Source organism: Ectothiorhodospira lacustris (assembly GCF_022227845.1).
Taxonomy (GTDB): domain Bacteria; phylum Pseudomonadota; class Gammaproteobacteria; order Ectothiorhodospirales; family Ectothiorhodospiraceae; genus Ectothiorhodospira; species Ectothiorhodospira lacustris.
In genome coordinates this window covers 1-14974 of the sequence record NZ_JAJNQN010000010.1, presented here as the reverse complement: position 1 = coordinate 14974, position 14974 = coordinate 1, and the positions used below count along the sequence as shown (strand labels likewise).

The 14974-nt window shown below is 66.1% G+C and carries 10 protein-coding genes; 4 read left to right on the top strand and 6 right to left on the bottom strand.

Going from position 1 to position 14974, the window contains the following annotated elements; all coding sequences use genetic code 11:
* The first annotated feature begins 33 nt into the window (after nt 1-33).
* Nucleotides 34-444: a peptide-methionine (R)-S-oxide reductase MsrB gene (gene msrB / locus LQ956_RS08570; RefSeq protein WP_238629800.1), complete on the top strand. Its 411-nt coding sequence runs from the start codon at nt 34-36 to the stop codon at nt 442-444.
* A gap of 41 nt (nt 445-485) precedes the next feature.
* On the opposite strand, the gene LQ956_RS08565 is transcribed toward msrB, so the two are convergent.
* From LQ956_RS08565 to LQ956_RS08555, 3 genes are read right to left on the bottom strand one after another with little or no spacing between them, the layout of a single operon-like run.
* Nucleotides 486-3602, bottom strand: coding sequence for an efflux RND transporter permease subunit (locus tag LQ956_RS08565; RefSeq protein ID WP_238623077.1), 3117 nt, complete (start codon nt 3600-3602; stop codon nt 486-488).
* Entirely contained in the window at nt 3599-4681 is a 1083-nt protein-coding gene (locus LQ956_RS08560) for an efflux RND transporter periplasmic adaptor subunit (RefSeq protein ID WP_238623078.1), read from the bottom strand. The genes LQ956_RS08565 and LQ956_RS08560 overlap by 4 nt, the downstream gene beginning before the upstream one ends.
* A gap of 60 nt (nt 4682-4741) precedes the next feature.
* Nucleotides 4742-5752, bottom strand: coding sequence for a glutathione S-transferase family protein (locus LQ956_RS08555; protein ID WP_238623079.1), 1011 nt, complete (start codon nt 5750-5752; stop codon nt 4742-4744).
* A 172-nt stretch (nt 5753-5924) separates the two neighbouring features.
* On the opposite strand from LQ956_RS08555, the gene LQ956_RS08550 reads away from it, so the two are divergent.
* Nucleotides 5925-8417, top strand: coding sequence for a protein kinase domain-containing protein (locus LQ956_RS08550; RefSeq protein WP_238623080.1), 2493 nt, complete (start codon nt 5925-5927; stop codon nt 8415-8417).
* Here LQ956_RS08550 and LQ956_RS08545 read toward each other — a convergent pair.
* The 3 genes from LQ956_RS08545 to LQ956_RS08535 are packed head-to-tail and all read right to left on the bottom strand — an operon-like array spanning nt 8399 to nt 12730.
* The gene (locus LQ956_RS08545) at nt 8399-9613 is read right to left on the bottom strand and encodes an efflux RND transporter periplasmic adaptor subunit (RefSeq protein WP_238623081.1); all 1215 of its coding nucleotides are present in this window, start codon (nt 9611-9613) and stop codon (nt 8399-8401) included. The genes LQ956_RS08550 and LQ956_RS08545 overlap by 19 nt on opposite strands.
* Before the next feature lie 37 nt (nt 9614-9650).
* Nucleotides 9651-12014: an ABC transporter permease gene (locus tag LQ956_RS08540; protein WP_238629799.1), complete on the bottom strand. Its 2364-nt coding sequence runs from the start codon at nt 12012-12014 to the stop codon at nt 9651-9653.
* Nucleotides 12014-12730, bottom strand: a complete 717-nt coding sequence (locus LQ956_RS08535; RefSeq protein ID WP_238629798.1) for an ABC transporter ATP-binding protein — start codon at nt 12728-12730, stop codon at nt 12014-12016. Before LQ956_RS08535 ends, LQ956_RS08540 begins: the two co-directional genes overlap by 1 nt.
* Nucleotides 12731-12984: 254 nt before the next feature.
* On the opposite strand from LQ956_RS08535, the gene kaiC reads away from it, so the two are divergent.
* Together kaiC and LQ956_RS08525 are read left to right on the top strand one after the other, a co-directional pair.
* The gene (kaiC, locus tag LQ956_RS08530; protein WP_238629797.1) at nt 12985-14661 is read left to right on the top strand and encodes a circadian clock protein KaiC; all 1677 of its coding nucleotides are present in this window, start codon (nt 12985-12987) and stop codon (nt 14659-14661) included.
* On the top strand, nt 14658-14960 hold the full coding sequence (locus LQ956_RS08525; protein ID WP_238623085.1) for a circadian clock KaiB family protein: 303 nt from the start codon (nt 14658-14660) through the stop codon (nt 14958-14960). Before kaiC ends, LQ956_RS08525 begins: the two co-directional genes overlap by 4 nt.
* The last annotated feature ends 14 nt before the right edge of the window (nt 14961-14974 follow it).

Below are 14974 nucleotides of genomic sequence, written 5' to 3'. Positions count from 1 at the left end.
GGCGAGGGGCAAAAACAACGAGGTTCCTCCAGCATGAACGAGAAGGTGAGCAAGTCCGAGGGCCGGTGGCGAGCCGAACTGACGCCGGAGCAGTATCACGTCACCCGGGAGGCGGGCACGGAACGGGCCTTCACCGGCTGTTTCCATGACCACAAGGCCCCGGGGGTGTATCACTGCATCTGCTGTGATGCCCCGCTGTTCAGCAGTGAGCACAAGTACGACTCGGGCAGCGGCTGGCCCAGCTACTGGCAGCCGGTGAGCGAGTCGGCCCTGGCGCGGCATGTGGATCGCGGACTGTTCATGAGCCGGGTGGAGGTGCGCTGTGCCCGCTGCGATGCCCATCTGGGGCATGTGTTCGAGGACGGCCCGCCGCCGACCGGGCTGCGCTACTGCATCAACTCGGCGGCGTTGCGGTTTCATGGGAGCAGCGAGCAAGACGAGTAACGCCCATCGCGCCCCGGCGCCCGCCCCTCATCCCTCGGCACCTACACCCCGGCTTCCCCATGTTGCCGGTCCAGCTCGTCGATGCGCCGCCCGGTCTCGCCCGGCGAGGTGGTGTTGCGGGCCAGGGTCTGATAGGCCACCGGCACCACGAACAGGGTGAACAAGGTGGCGAACAATACCCCGGAAAATACCACCGTACCGATCACAAACCGGCTCTCCGCCCCCGGACCGCTGGCCAGGATCAGCGGCAGGGTGCCCATCACCGTGGTGAAGGCCGTCATCAGCACGGGCCGCAGCCGGATCTGCGCCGCCTCCACCAGGGCCTCCCCGAACTCCCGCCCCGTGTCCCGCAACTGGTTAGTGAACTCCACGATCAGGATGCCGTTCTTGGCCGCCAGGCCGATGAGCATGACGATCCCGATCTGGCTGTAGATGTTGAGAGTCTGGCCGGTCAGCAGCAGTCCCACCAACGCCCCCACCACCGCCAGCGGTACGGTGGTGAGGATCACCGCCGGCTGGACGAAGCTCTCGAACTGGGCCGCCAGCACCAAAAACACCACCACCAGGGCCAGCACGAAGATGAACAGGATGGCACCACCCGCCTCCTTGAACTCCAGGGACTCACCCTTGTAGTCGATGCGTGCCTCCGCCGGCAGCTCCTCCCCGGCGATGCGCTCCAGGTACTCCAGGGCCTCCCCCAGGGTATATCCAGGGGCCAGACCCGCAGTGATGGTGATGGCACGCATGCGGTTGTAGCGGCTCAGAGTGGCCGCATCCGCCTGTTCGACGAAACTCACCACGTTGGACAGGGGGATCAAGGCCCCCGTGGTGGCGGAACGCACGTAGATGTTGCGGATGTCGTCGGGGGTCCGGCGCTGATCCGGAACCCCTTCCAGGATCACGTCATACTCCTCGCCCCGATCGATGTAGGTGGTCACCCGCCGAGAACCCAGGACCGTTTCCAGGGTCCGGCCGATGCTCTCGAACGACACCCCCAGATCCGCCGCCCGGTCCTTGTCGATGGTCACCATGAGCTGGGGTCGGGTCTCCTTGAAATCGGAATCCAGGTTTCTCAGGTTGGGGTTTTCCGAAGCCCGCTCGATGATCAGGTCCCGCCACTCCACCAGTTCATCATAGCTGGGACCACCGATGACAAACTGGACCGGCTGGCCCACCCGACGCCCGCCCAACCCCTGGCGCATGACGCTGATGGCCCGCACATCCGGGATCTCGGCCAGCTCCGCCGACAGGGCGTTCATGATCTCCCAGGCGGAGCGTTCACGGTCATTCCAGTGGGCCAATACCACGATGCCGAAGCCGTTATTCACCGCCTCTGCGCCACCGAAGCCCCGCGGGGTCCGGGCCAGCACCCGGATGGCCTCGCCGGATTCGATCAGGGGCATGAGGCGCGCCTCCACCTGCCGCATCTGGGACTGCATGTGTTCGTAACCCGCCCCTTCCGGGCCATCCACCAGGACGAAGAAGGCCCCCCGGTCTTCCGGCGGGGCATACTCATCGGGGATGCGTTCGACCAGGGCGATGATGGCCACCAGCATAACCACCATGACCACGCCGGTCACCACGGGCACCTTGAGAGAACCCCGCAGGGCCTTGCCGTAGAACCCCGACAGGCGATCAAAGGTCAGCGCCATGACGTGATTCAGGCCGGTCTTGCCGGTGTCCTTGCGGATCAGGCGGGCACACATCACCGGCGACAGGGTCAGGGCCACGATGCTGGAAAAGGCCACCGCCGCCGCCATGGCCAGGGCGAACTCGGTGAACAGGCGTCCGATATTGCCTTCCAGAAAGGCCAGGGGCACGAACACGGAGATGAGCACCAAGGTGGTGGCCACCACCGCAAAGCCCACCTGCCGCGCCCCCCGGTAGGCTGCCAACTGGGGCGGTTCCCCGGCCTCGATGCGGCGGTGAATATTCTCCAGCACCACGATGGCATCGTCCACCACCAGGCCGATGGCCAGCACCAGCGCCAGCAGGGTGAGCAGATTGACGGAAAAGCCCAGGGCATAGAGGGCAATGAAGGCGGCCGTGAGGGAGACGGGTACCGTCACCGCCGGCACCAGCATGGCCCGCATGCTGCCCAGGAACAGATAGATCACCAGGATCACCACCATCATGGCGATGAACAGGGTGGTGAATACCTCCTTGATGGCGCCGTCGATGAACACCGAGGTGTCATAGCTCATGGCGATGCGGGTGCCCTCGGGCAGGGTGGGGTTGATGAGGTCCACCTCCGCCCGCACCGCCTGGGACACCGCCAGGGTGTTGGCGGTGGATTGCTGGATGATCCCCAGGCCCACCATGTCCTCGCCGTTGCCGCGTAGTTCGGTGCGGTCGTTTTCCGGCCCCACGGCCACCCGGGCCACCTCCCCCAGGCGCACCAGATGGCCGTCATCGCCGCGCCGGATCACCAGACGGGCAAAGTCATCGGCGCTCTGATAGCCTCGGGCCAGGCGCACATTGAATTCACGCTCAACCGACTCCACCCGTCCGGCGGGGAGTTCCACGTTCTCCCGGCGCAGGGCCGACTCCACGTCATCCACGGTCAGCGCCCGGGCGGCCAGGGCCTCCCGGTCCAGCCAGATGCGCATGGCATAGCGCTTGGCGCCGCCGATCCGGATCAGGGCCACCCCGTCCACGGTGGACAGGCGGTCCACCAGATACCGCTCGGCATAGTCGGTGAGCTGCAGGCCGTCCATGTGCTCGCTGGCCAGGTTGAGCCACATGATGGGGTCGGCATTGGTATCCGCCTTGAACACCTGGGGCGGGTCCGCCTCGTCCGGCAGCTGCCGCAATACCCGGGCCACCGCCTCGCGCACGTCGTTGGCGGCGGCGTCGATGTCCCGGTTGATCTGGAATTCGATGGTGAGGCGGGACTGGCCGTCGATGCTCTCCGAGGAAATCCACTTGATCCCCTCGATACCGCTGACCCGGTCCTCGATAAGCTGGGTGATCTTGGTCTCGACGATGGCGGCGTTGGCGCCCCGATAATCGGTCTGCACCGTCACCACCGGCGGGTTGATGTCCGGGTATTCCCGCAGCGGCAGACGATCAAAGGACAGCACCCCGAAGGTGACCAACAGCAGGCTGATCACCACGGCCAGGACCGGCCGGCGATTGGCAACGTCGGAAAGGATCATGAGCGTTCACCGTCGGGTTGGTATTCCCGCACCACTTCCACGGCGCTGCCGGGACGGATGCGGACCGTGCCTTCCTGGACCACCCGGGTGCCCGCTTCCAGACCTGACAGGATTTCCACGTAGCCGGGGACCCGGCGACCGGCCTGCACGTCCTGTCGACGCACCTGGTTCTCGTCGGTGACCACGAAGACATAGTGCTGATCCCGCACCTGCATGAGGGCCGATTCGGGCACGGACAGGGACTCGGTTTCATCCTTGACCAGGGTGAGCGTCATCAGCATGCCGGGGCGCAAGGCGCCCTCGGGATTGGGGATAGCGGCCCGCACCATGGCGGCGCGGGTGCCGGGATCGACACGGGTATCCACGCTGGTGACCTCGCCCTGGAAGGTGCGATCCCGGTAGGCGGCGCTGCGGGCCTCGATGCGCTGACCGGCGGCGACACCGGGGAGAAAGGTTTCCGGCACGCTGAAATCCAGCTTGATGATGCTGATGTCGTCCAGGGTGGTGATGACAGTACCCGGCGTGACCAGGGCGCCGAGGCTGACGCGACGAAAACCCACGACGCCATCAAAGGGGGCACGGATCACCCGATCGGCCACCCGCACCTGGGCCGCTTCCAGCCGGGCCTGGGCCTCGCTCAGGCGGGACTGCTGCTCATCCAGGCGCTGCCGGGGCAGGTTGCGGTCGGCCACCAGGCCGCGGATGCGCTCCAGCTCCCGACGCTGTTCCTCCACGCCGACCTGCCGCTCGCGGGCCTCGGCCATCTCCTCGGCGGCCGCCAGGCGCACCAGCACCTGGCCCCGGGTCACCTGCTGGCCATCGCGGAACTCGATGCTCTCCACTGGCGAGGTGATGCGGGCGGTGATTTCCACCGATTCGTTGGCGCCGGCGGTGCCGAGGGATTCCAGGCTGGTCTCGAAATAACGCTGGGCAACGGGGGCCACCACCACCGGGACCGGCCCCTGGGCCCCCCGGGCGGACGGTGGCGGCGCAGAGTGATCCGCCAGCATCACATAGGCCGCCCCCGCGAGGATGGCCAGGGTCAGGATGCCCGGGGCGATCAGTTTCTTTCCAGTCACGTTCAGTCCTCGGCAAAATCGAATCCTTCCGCCAAGGGCGGAAGGGGGCAATCAATACCCCTATCCCTTGGGGAGAGGGGTTGGGGTGAGGGGGTCAACACGGTCACGGTCGTGGGGCGCCATGAAATCCAGCACCGGGCCGCGGGGAATGATACCACCGGGATTCAGATGCTCATGACTGCCGTAGTAATGGGTCTTGATGTGATCCATGTTCACGGTTGCCGCCACCCCCTGCACCTGATACAGCTCCCGGGTGTACGCCCACAGGTTCGGGTAGTCCACCAGGCGCTGCCGATTGCACTTGAAATGGCTGTAGTACACGGCATCAAAGCGTACCAGGGTGGTGAACAGGCGCCAGTCCGCCTCGGTGATCCGGTCACCCACCAGGTACCGTTGCCGGGACAGTCGCTCCTCCAGCCAGTCGAGGGTCTCGAACAGGCGGTCGAAGGCCCGTTCATAGGCGGCCTGTTCGGTGGCGAACCCGGCCCGGTACACGCCATTGTTCAACGTGTCATAGATCCTTTGGTTGACGGCATCGACCTGCCCCCGCAGGGCCTCGGGATAGAAATCTGCGTGCTGATCGGTGTACGCCTCGAAGGCGCTGTTGAACATGCGGATGATCTCGGAGGACTCGTTGTTGACGATGGTCCGGCGATGTCGGTCCCAGAGGGTGGGCACGGTGACGATGCCGGTGTACTCCGGGTCCGCCAGGGTGTAGGCCTGATGCAGGTATTCAAAGCCGTTGACGTGATCCTCCGTCGCACCCGGCCAGGGATGAAAGCTCCAGCCCTGTTCCAGCATGAACGGGTTCACCACCGAGACGCCGATAACCTCTTCCAACCCCTTCAGGGCGCGGAAGATCAGGGTGCGGTGGGCCCAGGGACAGGCCAGGCAGACGTAGAGGTGATAACGGCCGGGCTCCGCGGGGAAGCCGCCCTCACCGGTGGGTCCGGGTGCGCCGTCCGGGGTGATCCAGTGACGAAACAAGGAATCCTTGCGAATGAATTCACCGTCCTCGGTTTCCTCGGCCAGCCAGTCGCTGCGCAGCTGGCCCTTGATCAGCAGGCTCATGATGTCTCCTGTAAATGGGGGTGGTACGGATTGAGGATTGGATGCTCTCAGGTCTGACCCGGGTCGACCGGGTTCGTTCAGGCACCGCCGGACCCGCTGCCGGCACAGGATGACTTGCCGGCCTCGGCAGTCTATAACTGACGGGGAACCCCTGCGCGGAGTCCGCGGCCTCTTGTCCCACTCACCGGCACGCCCCGATAAATGGGCGCTGATACTGACCGTCGCCCTGCTGCTGATCTTGCTGCTGGGCAGTTATACCGTGCCCCTGCGCTCCCTGGAACAGACCGCCTATCAGACGGCCACCCAGTTGCTGCCCCGCCCGGACCGGCTCCCACGCATGGTCCTGATCGAGATCCGAGACGAGGATATCCGCCGACACGTCCCCTTCTCCCGGGCCACGCTGGCCCAGGCCGTGGACAGGCTCCATGCCATGGGGGCGGCCGGCATCGGCCTGCATCTGGATCTGGACTATCCTGAAACGCCCATCCTTGCGCCCCGCCCTGATCAGGATACCGACAGGATGCTGGCCCGGGCTCTAGCCGGGCATGGCAATGCCCTTGTGGCCGCCCCCCTGCATCGGGGCAGCGGTCCGGCCTCTCTGCCGGAAGGACGGCTGGACAGCACCTCCCCGGCCTGGCCGCAATGGCCGGTCCTGCGCCTGCTGGCGCGCCCGGCCGTCCTGCCCGGGACGGACAGTCACCTGCGGGTGCCGGTCCCGCACCTGTTCGAGGCCGCCACCGTGGCCGTGACACCCTCCGCGGATCGTCCGCAACCACCGGACCCGGCTCTGCTGCCGGTGCGCGGCGGTCACCTGCCGGGCATGGCCCTGGGGCTGGCGGCCGTCCTGGCGGGACATGCGCCCGGTGACCTGGTGGTGACGCCCGGCCGGGGTGTTCGAATGGGCAATGATTTTCTGAGCCTTGGCCCGGATCTGTCGCTTCATACCTTCCCGCCGCGACAAGACCCCCGGGGACGGGCGCTGGACACCTGGACACTGGACGACCTGTTGATGGAACGGATACCGGCGAGTGCGATCCAGGACCGGGCCGTGGTCATCGGCCTGAATCAACCGCATCAGACCCCCTTCATCACCCATGGGGGCCTGAGCCTGCCCCCCGCCGTATGGACCGCCTGGGCCGCGGGGGCCGTCCATGAAGGTCACCGTGTTCGTGTCGGCAGCGGATTTCACGCCCTGGAGCGATGGCTGCTGGTGGCGGCGGCCCTCTACCTGCTCTGGCCGGCAAGCCGCGGGCCGGACTCGCGTCGCACCGTCCTCGGCAGCGGCGCCCTGGTCCTTGGCCTGCTGCTGTTGACGCTGACCGCGCTGCCGGCAACGGGCTGGTGGCTGCCGCTCGTCCTCCCTGCCCTGCTCATCGGCCTGGGGCACGGGCTACTGGTGATCCAGGCCCGACTCACGCGACGCCTGGCGCGGGACCGGCTTGATGCCGCCGAGGCCCGACTGCAACTGGGGACACAGTTACGGGAACAGGGACACCTGGAGCCGTCGTTTGCGGCCCTGCAACGCTGTCATCCCCCCCTGGAGCCGCTGTTCGGCGAACTGTACCGACTGGGCCGCGACTTTGAACGCAGACGTCAGTACGGCCGTGCGGTGGAGGTCTTTCAGTATCTGCAGGATCGGAATCCCGCATTCCAGGATACCGAGCAACGACTGGCCCGTCTCAAGCCCTTCGCCGGCTCCAGACAGCCCCGTCTGGGGGACATGAAACACCTCGGCGGCGGCAAGGAGCTGCTGCTGTCCGATGACGGCACCGACCAGCCCATGATCGGCCGTTACCGGGTGGAAAGACAGCTGGGCAAAGGCGCCATGGGTATCGTCTACCTGGGGGTGGATCCCCATATCAATCGCCGGGTGGCGATCAAGACCCTGGCCCTGGACCGGACCTTCGAACCGGAGGTCCGGGAGGAGGCAAAACAGCGATTCTTCCGCGAGGCAGAGGCCTCCGGGCGTCTTGACCACCGTCATATCGTGACGGTCTACGATGTGGGCGAGGAGCACGACCTGGCCTTCATCGCCATGGATTACCTGGAAGGCGAGCCGCTGGAGGTCTTTACCCGTCCGGACACCCTGCTGCCCATCCCCGAGGTACTGGAGGCGTGCGCCCAGGTGGCCGAGGGACTGGCCTATGCCCATGAACAGGGCGTCCTGCACCGGGATGTCAAGCCGGCCAACATCATCTACGACCGGGAGCGGCGGACGGTGAAGATCACCGACTTCGGCATCGCCGGCATCATCGGGCACGAGCGTACCGACAGCGGCCCGCGCCAGGGCACCCCCGCCTTCATGTCGCCGGAGCTGGTCACGGGCCAGACGGTGGACGCCCGCGCCGACCTGTTTTCCCTGGGGGTCTGCCTGTACCAGCTACTGACGGGAGAACTGCCCTTCAAGGCCGACACTCTGACCGAGCTGGTATCCCGGATCGCCCAGTCACCGCCCCGCGACATCCTCTCATTGCGTCCGGAACTGGGGCCGGTGATCCAGGTGATGGTGAAAAAAGCACTGCAGAAAAATCCCGACCTGCGTTACCAGAACGGTGCCCAGATGGCCAAGGCCCTGCGAGACTGCAGTGACAGCATCAGGAGAATCCCCCGCCAGGGACAGTACAGCCTGCATGGGAACGGGGACGATCATCTGAACGGGTTCTGATGGAATTCGGCCCGGACACGACTGTTTTCCTGCACCCGGTCTCCCGGGTGGGTGATGATGGGCTCCCCGGGATTCAGACCCTCCAGGAGTTGGGTCCACAATCCACTGCGACGGCCGATCTCCACCCGCTGCAGGCGGGCACGCCCGTCCCGGATCATGAACACGGCCCAGGCATCGTCGTGCCGGAACAGGGCGCTGGTGGGAATCTGGAGCACATCCTCCCCTTCCCAGAGCACGAAACGGGCTTCCACCCGGTAGCCGTCCCCCAGGTGGCGCCACTGTTCCCGCGGTGACGCCAGGGTGGACCAGACGTACACCCGCTGCTCCTCCACCCCCAGAGCGGACACCTTTTCAAACCCCGCCGGCTCCACCCGCCGCACCCTGCCTTCCAAAGCGTCGCCGCCACCCCAGCGTTCCAGGATGACCCGCATGCCGGGACGCAGGCGCACCGCCTCCATGGACAGCAGGTCCACCTTGACCTCCAGGTCATCCAGGTTGCCCAGCGCCAACACCGCCTCCCCGGCCTGAATCGGGCCTTCGTCGTACCGGTGCCGCTGGGTCACCAGCCCCGCGACCGGGGCGCGGACGGCCACGGCCGGGATCTCCTCCCCGGTGCGGCGACCATCGGCCACATCCAGCACCAGGCGAGCGGCGGCCAGATCGAATCCCGCCACATCCACCCCGTGCCTGGCCGCCCGCTCCGCCGCCTGGGCCGCATCCCGCACGGCCAGGCGACGATCCCGTTCCTCGGCGGCGATCTGGGATTGCCGGAACAAGCGTTCGCTGCGTTCATGCTCCTGTCGCGCCAGACGGCTTTCAGCCTGGCGGACCTCCAACTCGGCCCGAGCGGCCTCCTGCCGGGCAGCCGCGGCTCGGACGGCCTCCCGAGCCTGTTCCCGGCTGCGCAGGTCCAGTCCCGGGGCCGGGGCCGGCTCCAGCAGGAACAGGACATCGTCGATGTCCACCGAGTCCCCCGGCTCCAGGGTCACCCGGCGCAGGTAGCCGTCGATGGGGGCGGTGACGGTGTAGGCATGACGCAGGCGGGTACGGCCCTCGTCCTCCACATATTCCGCGAAGGGTCCCCGGATCACCTCGGTGGCACTGACCGGGATGGGCGCGGGCCGCAGGGCCAACCCCAGCAGCACCAGGATGGCCAGACCCATGAGGGCGATCAGGATCTTCTTGAACAGCGGCATGGTTCGGACCGGGTTGTCGGTTGTCGGGTCGACGGCATCATTCGTTGCTCTTGAGCGCAGTCACCATATCCAGCCGCGCCAGCCGGCGTGCGATCAACAGCACCGACAGCGCCGCCGCCAGCAGCACCCCGGCAGCGGAAAAGGCGTAGGTGGCCGGGGTGATGACAAACGGTATGCGGAACAGGTCCATGCTCAGGGCCTGGTTCAGCAGCCAGGCAAAGACCGTCCCCACGACCCATCCCAGGGGGATGGCCAGCAGGGTCAGCAGGGCCATCTCGCCGATCAGGACCCAGTTGACCTCGCCGCGACTCAGCCCCAGCACCCGCAGGGTGGCCAGTTCCCGCTCCCGCTCGGCAAAGGCAATGCGGGCATTGTTGTAGACCACGGCAAAGGTGATGGAACCGGCCATCAGCAACAGGATACCCATCATGATCAGCACCGTGTCCTCGATATAGTCCCGGAACTGACGTTCCGCATCATCGATCATGCCGATCCCTGCCACCCGGGGCATCTCCCACAGGCGCTCAAACAGCCGGGCCTGCTCATGGTCCGCCACCATGAGCCAGGCCCCGGAAAGGGCCGGACCCTCCCTCATCAAGCGGTTCAGGACCCGCCGCTCCATGTAGGCACTGACGCCGATGGGCTCGTCCACGATACCGGCCAAGGGCACCTGGAGGGTGCGGCGATGCCCCTCCAGCACTTCCACCGTGACATGTTCACCGGGTCGCACCCCCAGATATGCCGCCAGATAGCCGGTGAGCAACAGGCCCTCCGGCGGCAGGGAGATGGGCCGGTGATCGGCATCCAGCAACCCACGCAACCGGGGCTGTGCCTCCATGCCCTGGATGGCGGTTCGATAGTCCCGACGCCCGTGGACCAGGCGCACCGGGACGGTGCGATAGCCTTCCGCGTACTGCACCCCCGGCAGGGTTCGCAGTTCGGCCAGAGCCCGCTCCGGGGCGGGATCGGTGAAGCTCAGGTGCAGATCCATCTTCATCACCAGCCGGTACTGGATGTCCAGCAGATGGTCCACCGCATTGAACTGGTAGCTGCCCAGCAGCAGCAACCCGCCGGACAGTCCGATCCCCAGCATGGACATGAAGGCCTTGAAACGGTGGCGGGATAGGTTGCGCACGATGATGCGGCTGGGCTGGGACAACCGGCGCCCCAGGGCCGACCGCTCCAGCCGGGAGGACCGGAACCGTTCCGGGGCCGGCGGCCGCATGGCCTGGGCGGGGGGCAGAGTGACGGCCTGCCTCACCGCCCGCCAGGTCCCCAACAGGGCCGCCCCGGCGGCCACCGCCAGGGCCAGCAGGATGATCCGTGGCTGCAACCGGAAACTCATCTCCGGAAACCGGTAATACTCGGCATAGACCCCGGCCATGGCCTGTGCCGACCAGGCCCCCAGCAGGATGCCCGACATGGCGCCCACCAGCACGATCAGCCCGGTGAGCAGACCGAAATGCAGAGCAATGTCCCCGTCGTGATAGCCGAAGGCCTTGAGGATGGCCACCTGCTGACGCTGGGTGCGGATGATGCGCCCCATGAGTATGTTGAGCAGAAAGGCGGCCACCCCCAGGAAGATGGTGGGCAGGATCACCGCCATCACCCGCAACTGATCCAGCTCATCGGACAGGAAGCGGTGGGAGACCTGATCTTCCCGCCCCACCGCGCCGATGCCCCCATAGGCCGCCAGCCGCAAGTCCAGGGCCTCGATCACCGCTGCCTCGACCGCACCGGCCTGGAGGGAGATCAGCACACTGTTGAAGGCGCCGTCCAGATCCATGGCCTGGGCCAGCCCCCGGCGGTTCATCCACAGGACCCCGTAGCGCTGGTAGTCAGGCAACAGATCCGTCGGTCCCACCTGATAGATGAACTCCGGCGACAGGACCACCCCGCTGATGGTGAGCCGTTCCAGGCGGCCGTTGATGATGGCGGTGAGTCGGTCGCCGGGATGCAGGTCATGGGCTTGGGCAAAGGGCTCGCTGATGACCACCTGATCCGCCCGACCGGCCTCGGGCAGGCCGCCCCGACGCAGATAAAGCCGGTTGAGCTCGGGCTGACGGCCGTCGGGCACCGACAGGATCATGCCCCGCACCGGTTCATGGAACCCCGGCACCTCCAGCCGCACCGGCGCCTTGATCCGGGTCTGCACCCGGTTGACGCCGGGGATGGCCTCCAGGCGCGGTGCCAACCCTTCCGGCCCCCGCTTGAGATCGGCAAAGATATCGGCAAAGTGATGGTTGTCGTAGAAACGATCCTTGGAGAGGGTGAGGGCATCCAGGGTGGTGACCGAAAGGATCAGCACCATGACGCCGGCGGCGATCACCACGGCAATGGCGGCCACCTGCCCCTTGAGCCGGGCCAGATCACGCAGCAGCTTGCGGTGGAGGGCCTTCATCACCACACCAGCTGATCGGGGGATTTGCGCGAGGCATTCTCTTCGACGGACTGCACACGGCCATCCGCCAGCCGGACCACCCGGTCCGCCATCTCCCCGATCACCGCATTATGGGTGATCACCGCCGTGGTGGTGCCCAGTTCCTGGTTGATGTCCTGTATCACCTGCAGGACCCGGGTGCCGGTACGGGAATCCAGCGCCCCGGTGGGCTCGTCGCAGAGCAGCACGTCCGGGCGCTTGGCCACGGCGCGGGCAATCGCCACCCGCTGCTGTTCACCGCCGGAGAGCTGGGCGGGGAAGTGGTCCATGCGGTCCTCCAACCCGACCAGGGCCAGGGCCTCTTCGGGGGACATGGGATCGCGGGCGATCTCGGTGACGATGGCCACGTTTTCCCGCGCGGTGAGGCTGGAGATGAGGTTGTAGAACTGGAACACGAACCCCACATGATGCCGACGGTAGGCGGTCAGTGCCCGGTCACCGGCATGGACCAGGTCCTGATCCCGGTAGCGCACCTCACCGCCGTCGGCATGATCCAGGCCGCCCAGGATGTTGAGCAGGGTGGACTTGCCCGAACCGGAAGCCCCCAGCATCACCACCAGCTCGCCGGCATGAAGTTCCAGGTCCACGCCCCGCAGGGCGTGGATACGGACCTCGCCCATCAGGTAGGTCTTGGTGACACCTCGGGCCTGGAAGACCACTTCGCGCTTTTCGCTCATGCATTTGAGGATAGCGGCTCTTGAATCATGAAGCCCATGGGGTCAGTATCCCAGGCTATAAAGACCCTACTCAAGTGATGTTTCTGAGTAAGTCATTCCCGCGAGAGCGGGGATCCGGTCGCAGGCCGAAAACCCTGGACTCCCACCTACGCGGGAGTGACGGTGCCGGACGGGTCATTCCCGCGCAGGCAGGAATCCAGTCAAGCGACGGCGAGAAACTTTTTCTGAAACTCAAGCTCCGGAGATCCTCACCCGTGACCACGCCACCACCCGATACCGCCGCTACCGGCATTCAGGGACTGGACTTCCTTCTGCAGGGCGGTCTGCCAAGGGACCGTCCTTCCCTGCTTCGTGGCGGACCGGGGACGGGCAAGACCGTTATTTCCCTTACGTTTCTTTGCCACGGCATCCAGCAGGGGGAAAACGGCGTGCTGGTCACCTTCGACGAGTCCCCCGAGGCCCTGATCCGCCACGCAGCCGGATTCGGCTTTGCCGCCGACCGTTTCATTGAGGAAGGGCGCTTGCGGATTCTGGACATGCGCCCCGATCGCAGTGAAGTTGCCGGAGAGTACGTGGAACTCACCGCCATCATGGCGCGCATGGATCACGCCCTGCAAAAGACCGGGGCTCGGCGCCTGGTGGTGGATGCCCTGGATGTGCTGGAAGGCGCATTTTCCACCGAGATCTCCCTGCGCAGCGAGCTGGCCCGGGTGTTCGACTGGCTCCGGGAACGCCGGACCACGACTCTGATCACCATCGGCGAACAGGAAGAGTTCAGCACGCGTTATGGCCTGGAGGACTACGTGGCGGACTGCGTGATCGCCCTCAAGCAGGATCTGGATCACCGGGTCATGACCCGGCTGCTGCGCGTCGTCAAGCGCCGCGGCGGCGCCCACGGCACCAGTGAGACGCCGTTCCTGCTGGACAGCGACGGCATATTCATGATCCCGGTCACCGGCTCCGTACTCTCCGCCAAGGTCTCCAATGAACGCATCTCCACCGGCATCCCGGGTCTGGACGCCATGCTGGGCGGCCAGGGCCCCTACCGAGGTTCCACCCTGCTGTTCTCGGGGCAGGCCGGCACCGGCAAGACCAGCATGGCCACAGCCATGACCCATAGTGCCTGCGAGCGGGGCGAGAAGGTGCTCTATATCAGCTTCGAAGAAAGCGTGGATGAGCTGGTACGCAACCAGCAGAGCATCGGCGCCGATCTGCGCCGACACACCGAAGGTCATGAGGCCGACCGGCGCCTGATCCTGCAACCGATCCGCGCCGTGGAGATGGGCCTGGAAGAACACCTGATGCGCATCATGCGTTCCATCCGTCGGCACCAGCCCGCCCTGGTGGTGCTGGACCCCATCAGCAGTCTGGCCAACCGGCGCACCGGGGACAGCACCAAGGACATGCTGCTGCGCCTGATCCACCTCATCAAGGAGGCGGGCATCACCGCCGTGGCGACGGAGTTACTCGCCGATGACAGCCTGGGCGTGAGTCATCTGGATGTGTCATCCATGATCGACGTCTGGATCAAGCTGCGCCGCCACGAAAGCAACGGCGAGATGAACCGTCTGGTCACCGCGGTCAAGGCCCGGGGTCTGCCCATCTCCAGCCAGGTGAAGGAATTCCGTTTCAGCGACAAGGGATTAGTGATTGAAGACCCTTACGTTGGTGAAAGCGGCATTGCCTACGGCACGGCCCGCGAGGCACGCCAGTCCGAGGATGAACAGGCCGTCGAGCAGTTGCATGCGGAATTGTCCCGGGCCAGGCAAAGGCGCCGGGAGCTGGATGAGATTAATGCCGCCTCGGAGCGGCTGGCGCAGGCGGAGCGGGATGCCCGGGCGGTGAACATCGAACGGGAGATTACCGAGATCGAGCGTCGCCTGGCCAACATCCAGCGGGCACGCTCCGCCATCACCAGGAGCCGCCGATGACCACCGGCCATTACCAGCTCAGGCTCTACATCGCCGGCATGACCCCGGCGGCGAAACGCGCCATCGAGAACCTGGAAGCCCTGGCCCTGGAACTGGGGCAACAGGGTGAACGGGTGGAGATCCAGGTGGTGGACATCATGGAACGCCCGCAACTGGCGGAGGACGAGCGCATCCTTGCCACCCCGGTGGTGATCCGCAAACTGCCGCCCCCCATCCGCCGGGTGGTGGGGGACCTGTCGGAACGGCAACGGGTGCTGGTGGGCCTGGACATCAGGGAATATGGCTCAAAGGATCCTTAGGGTATTCCGAACCG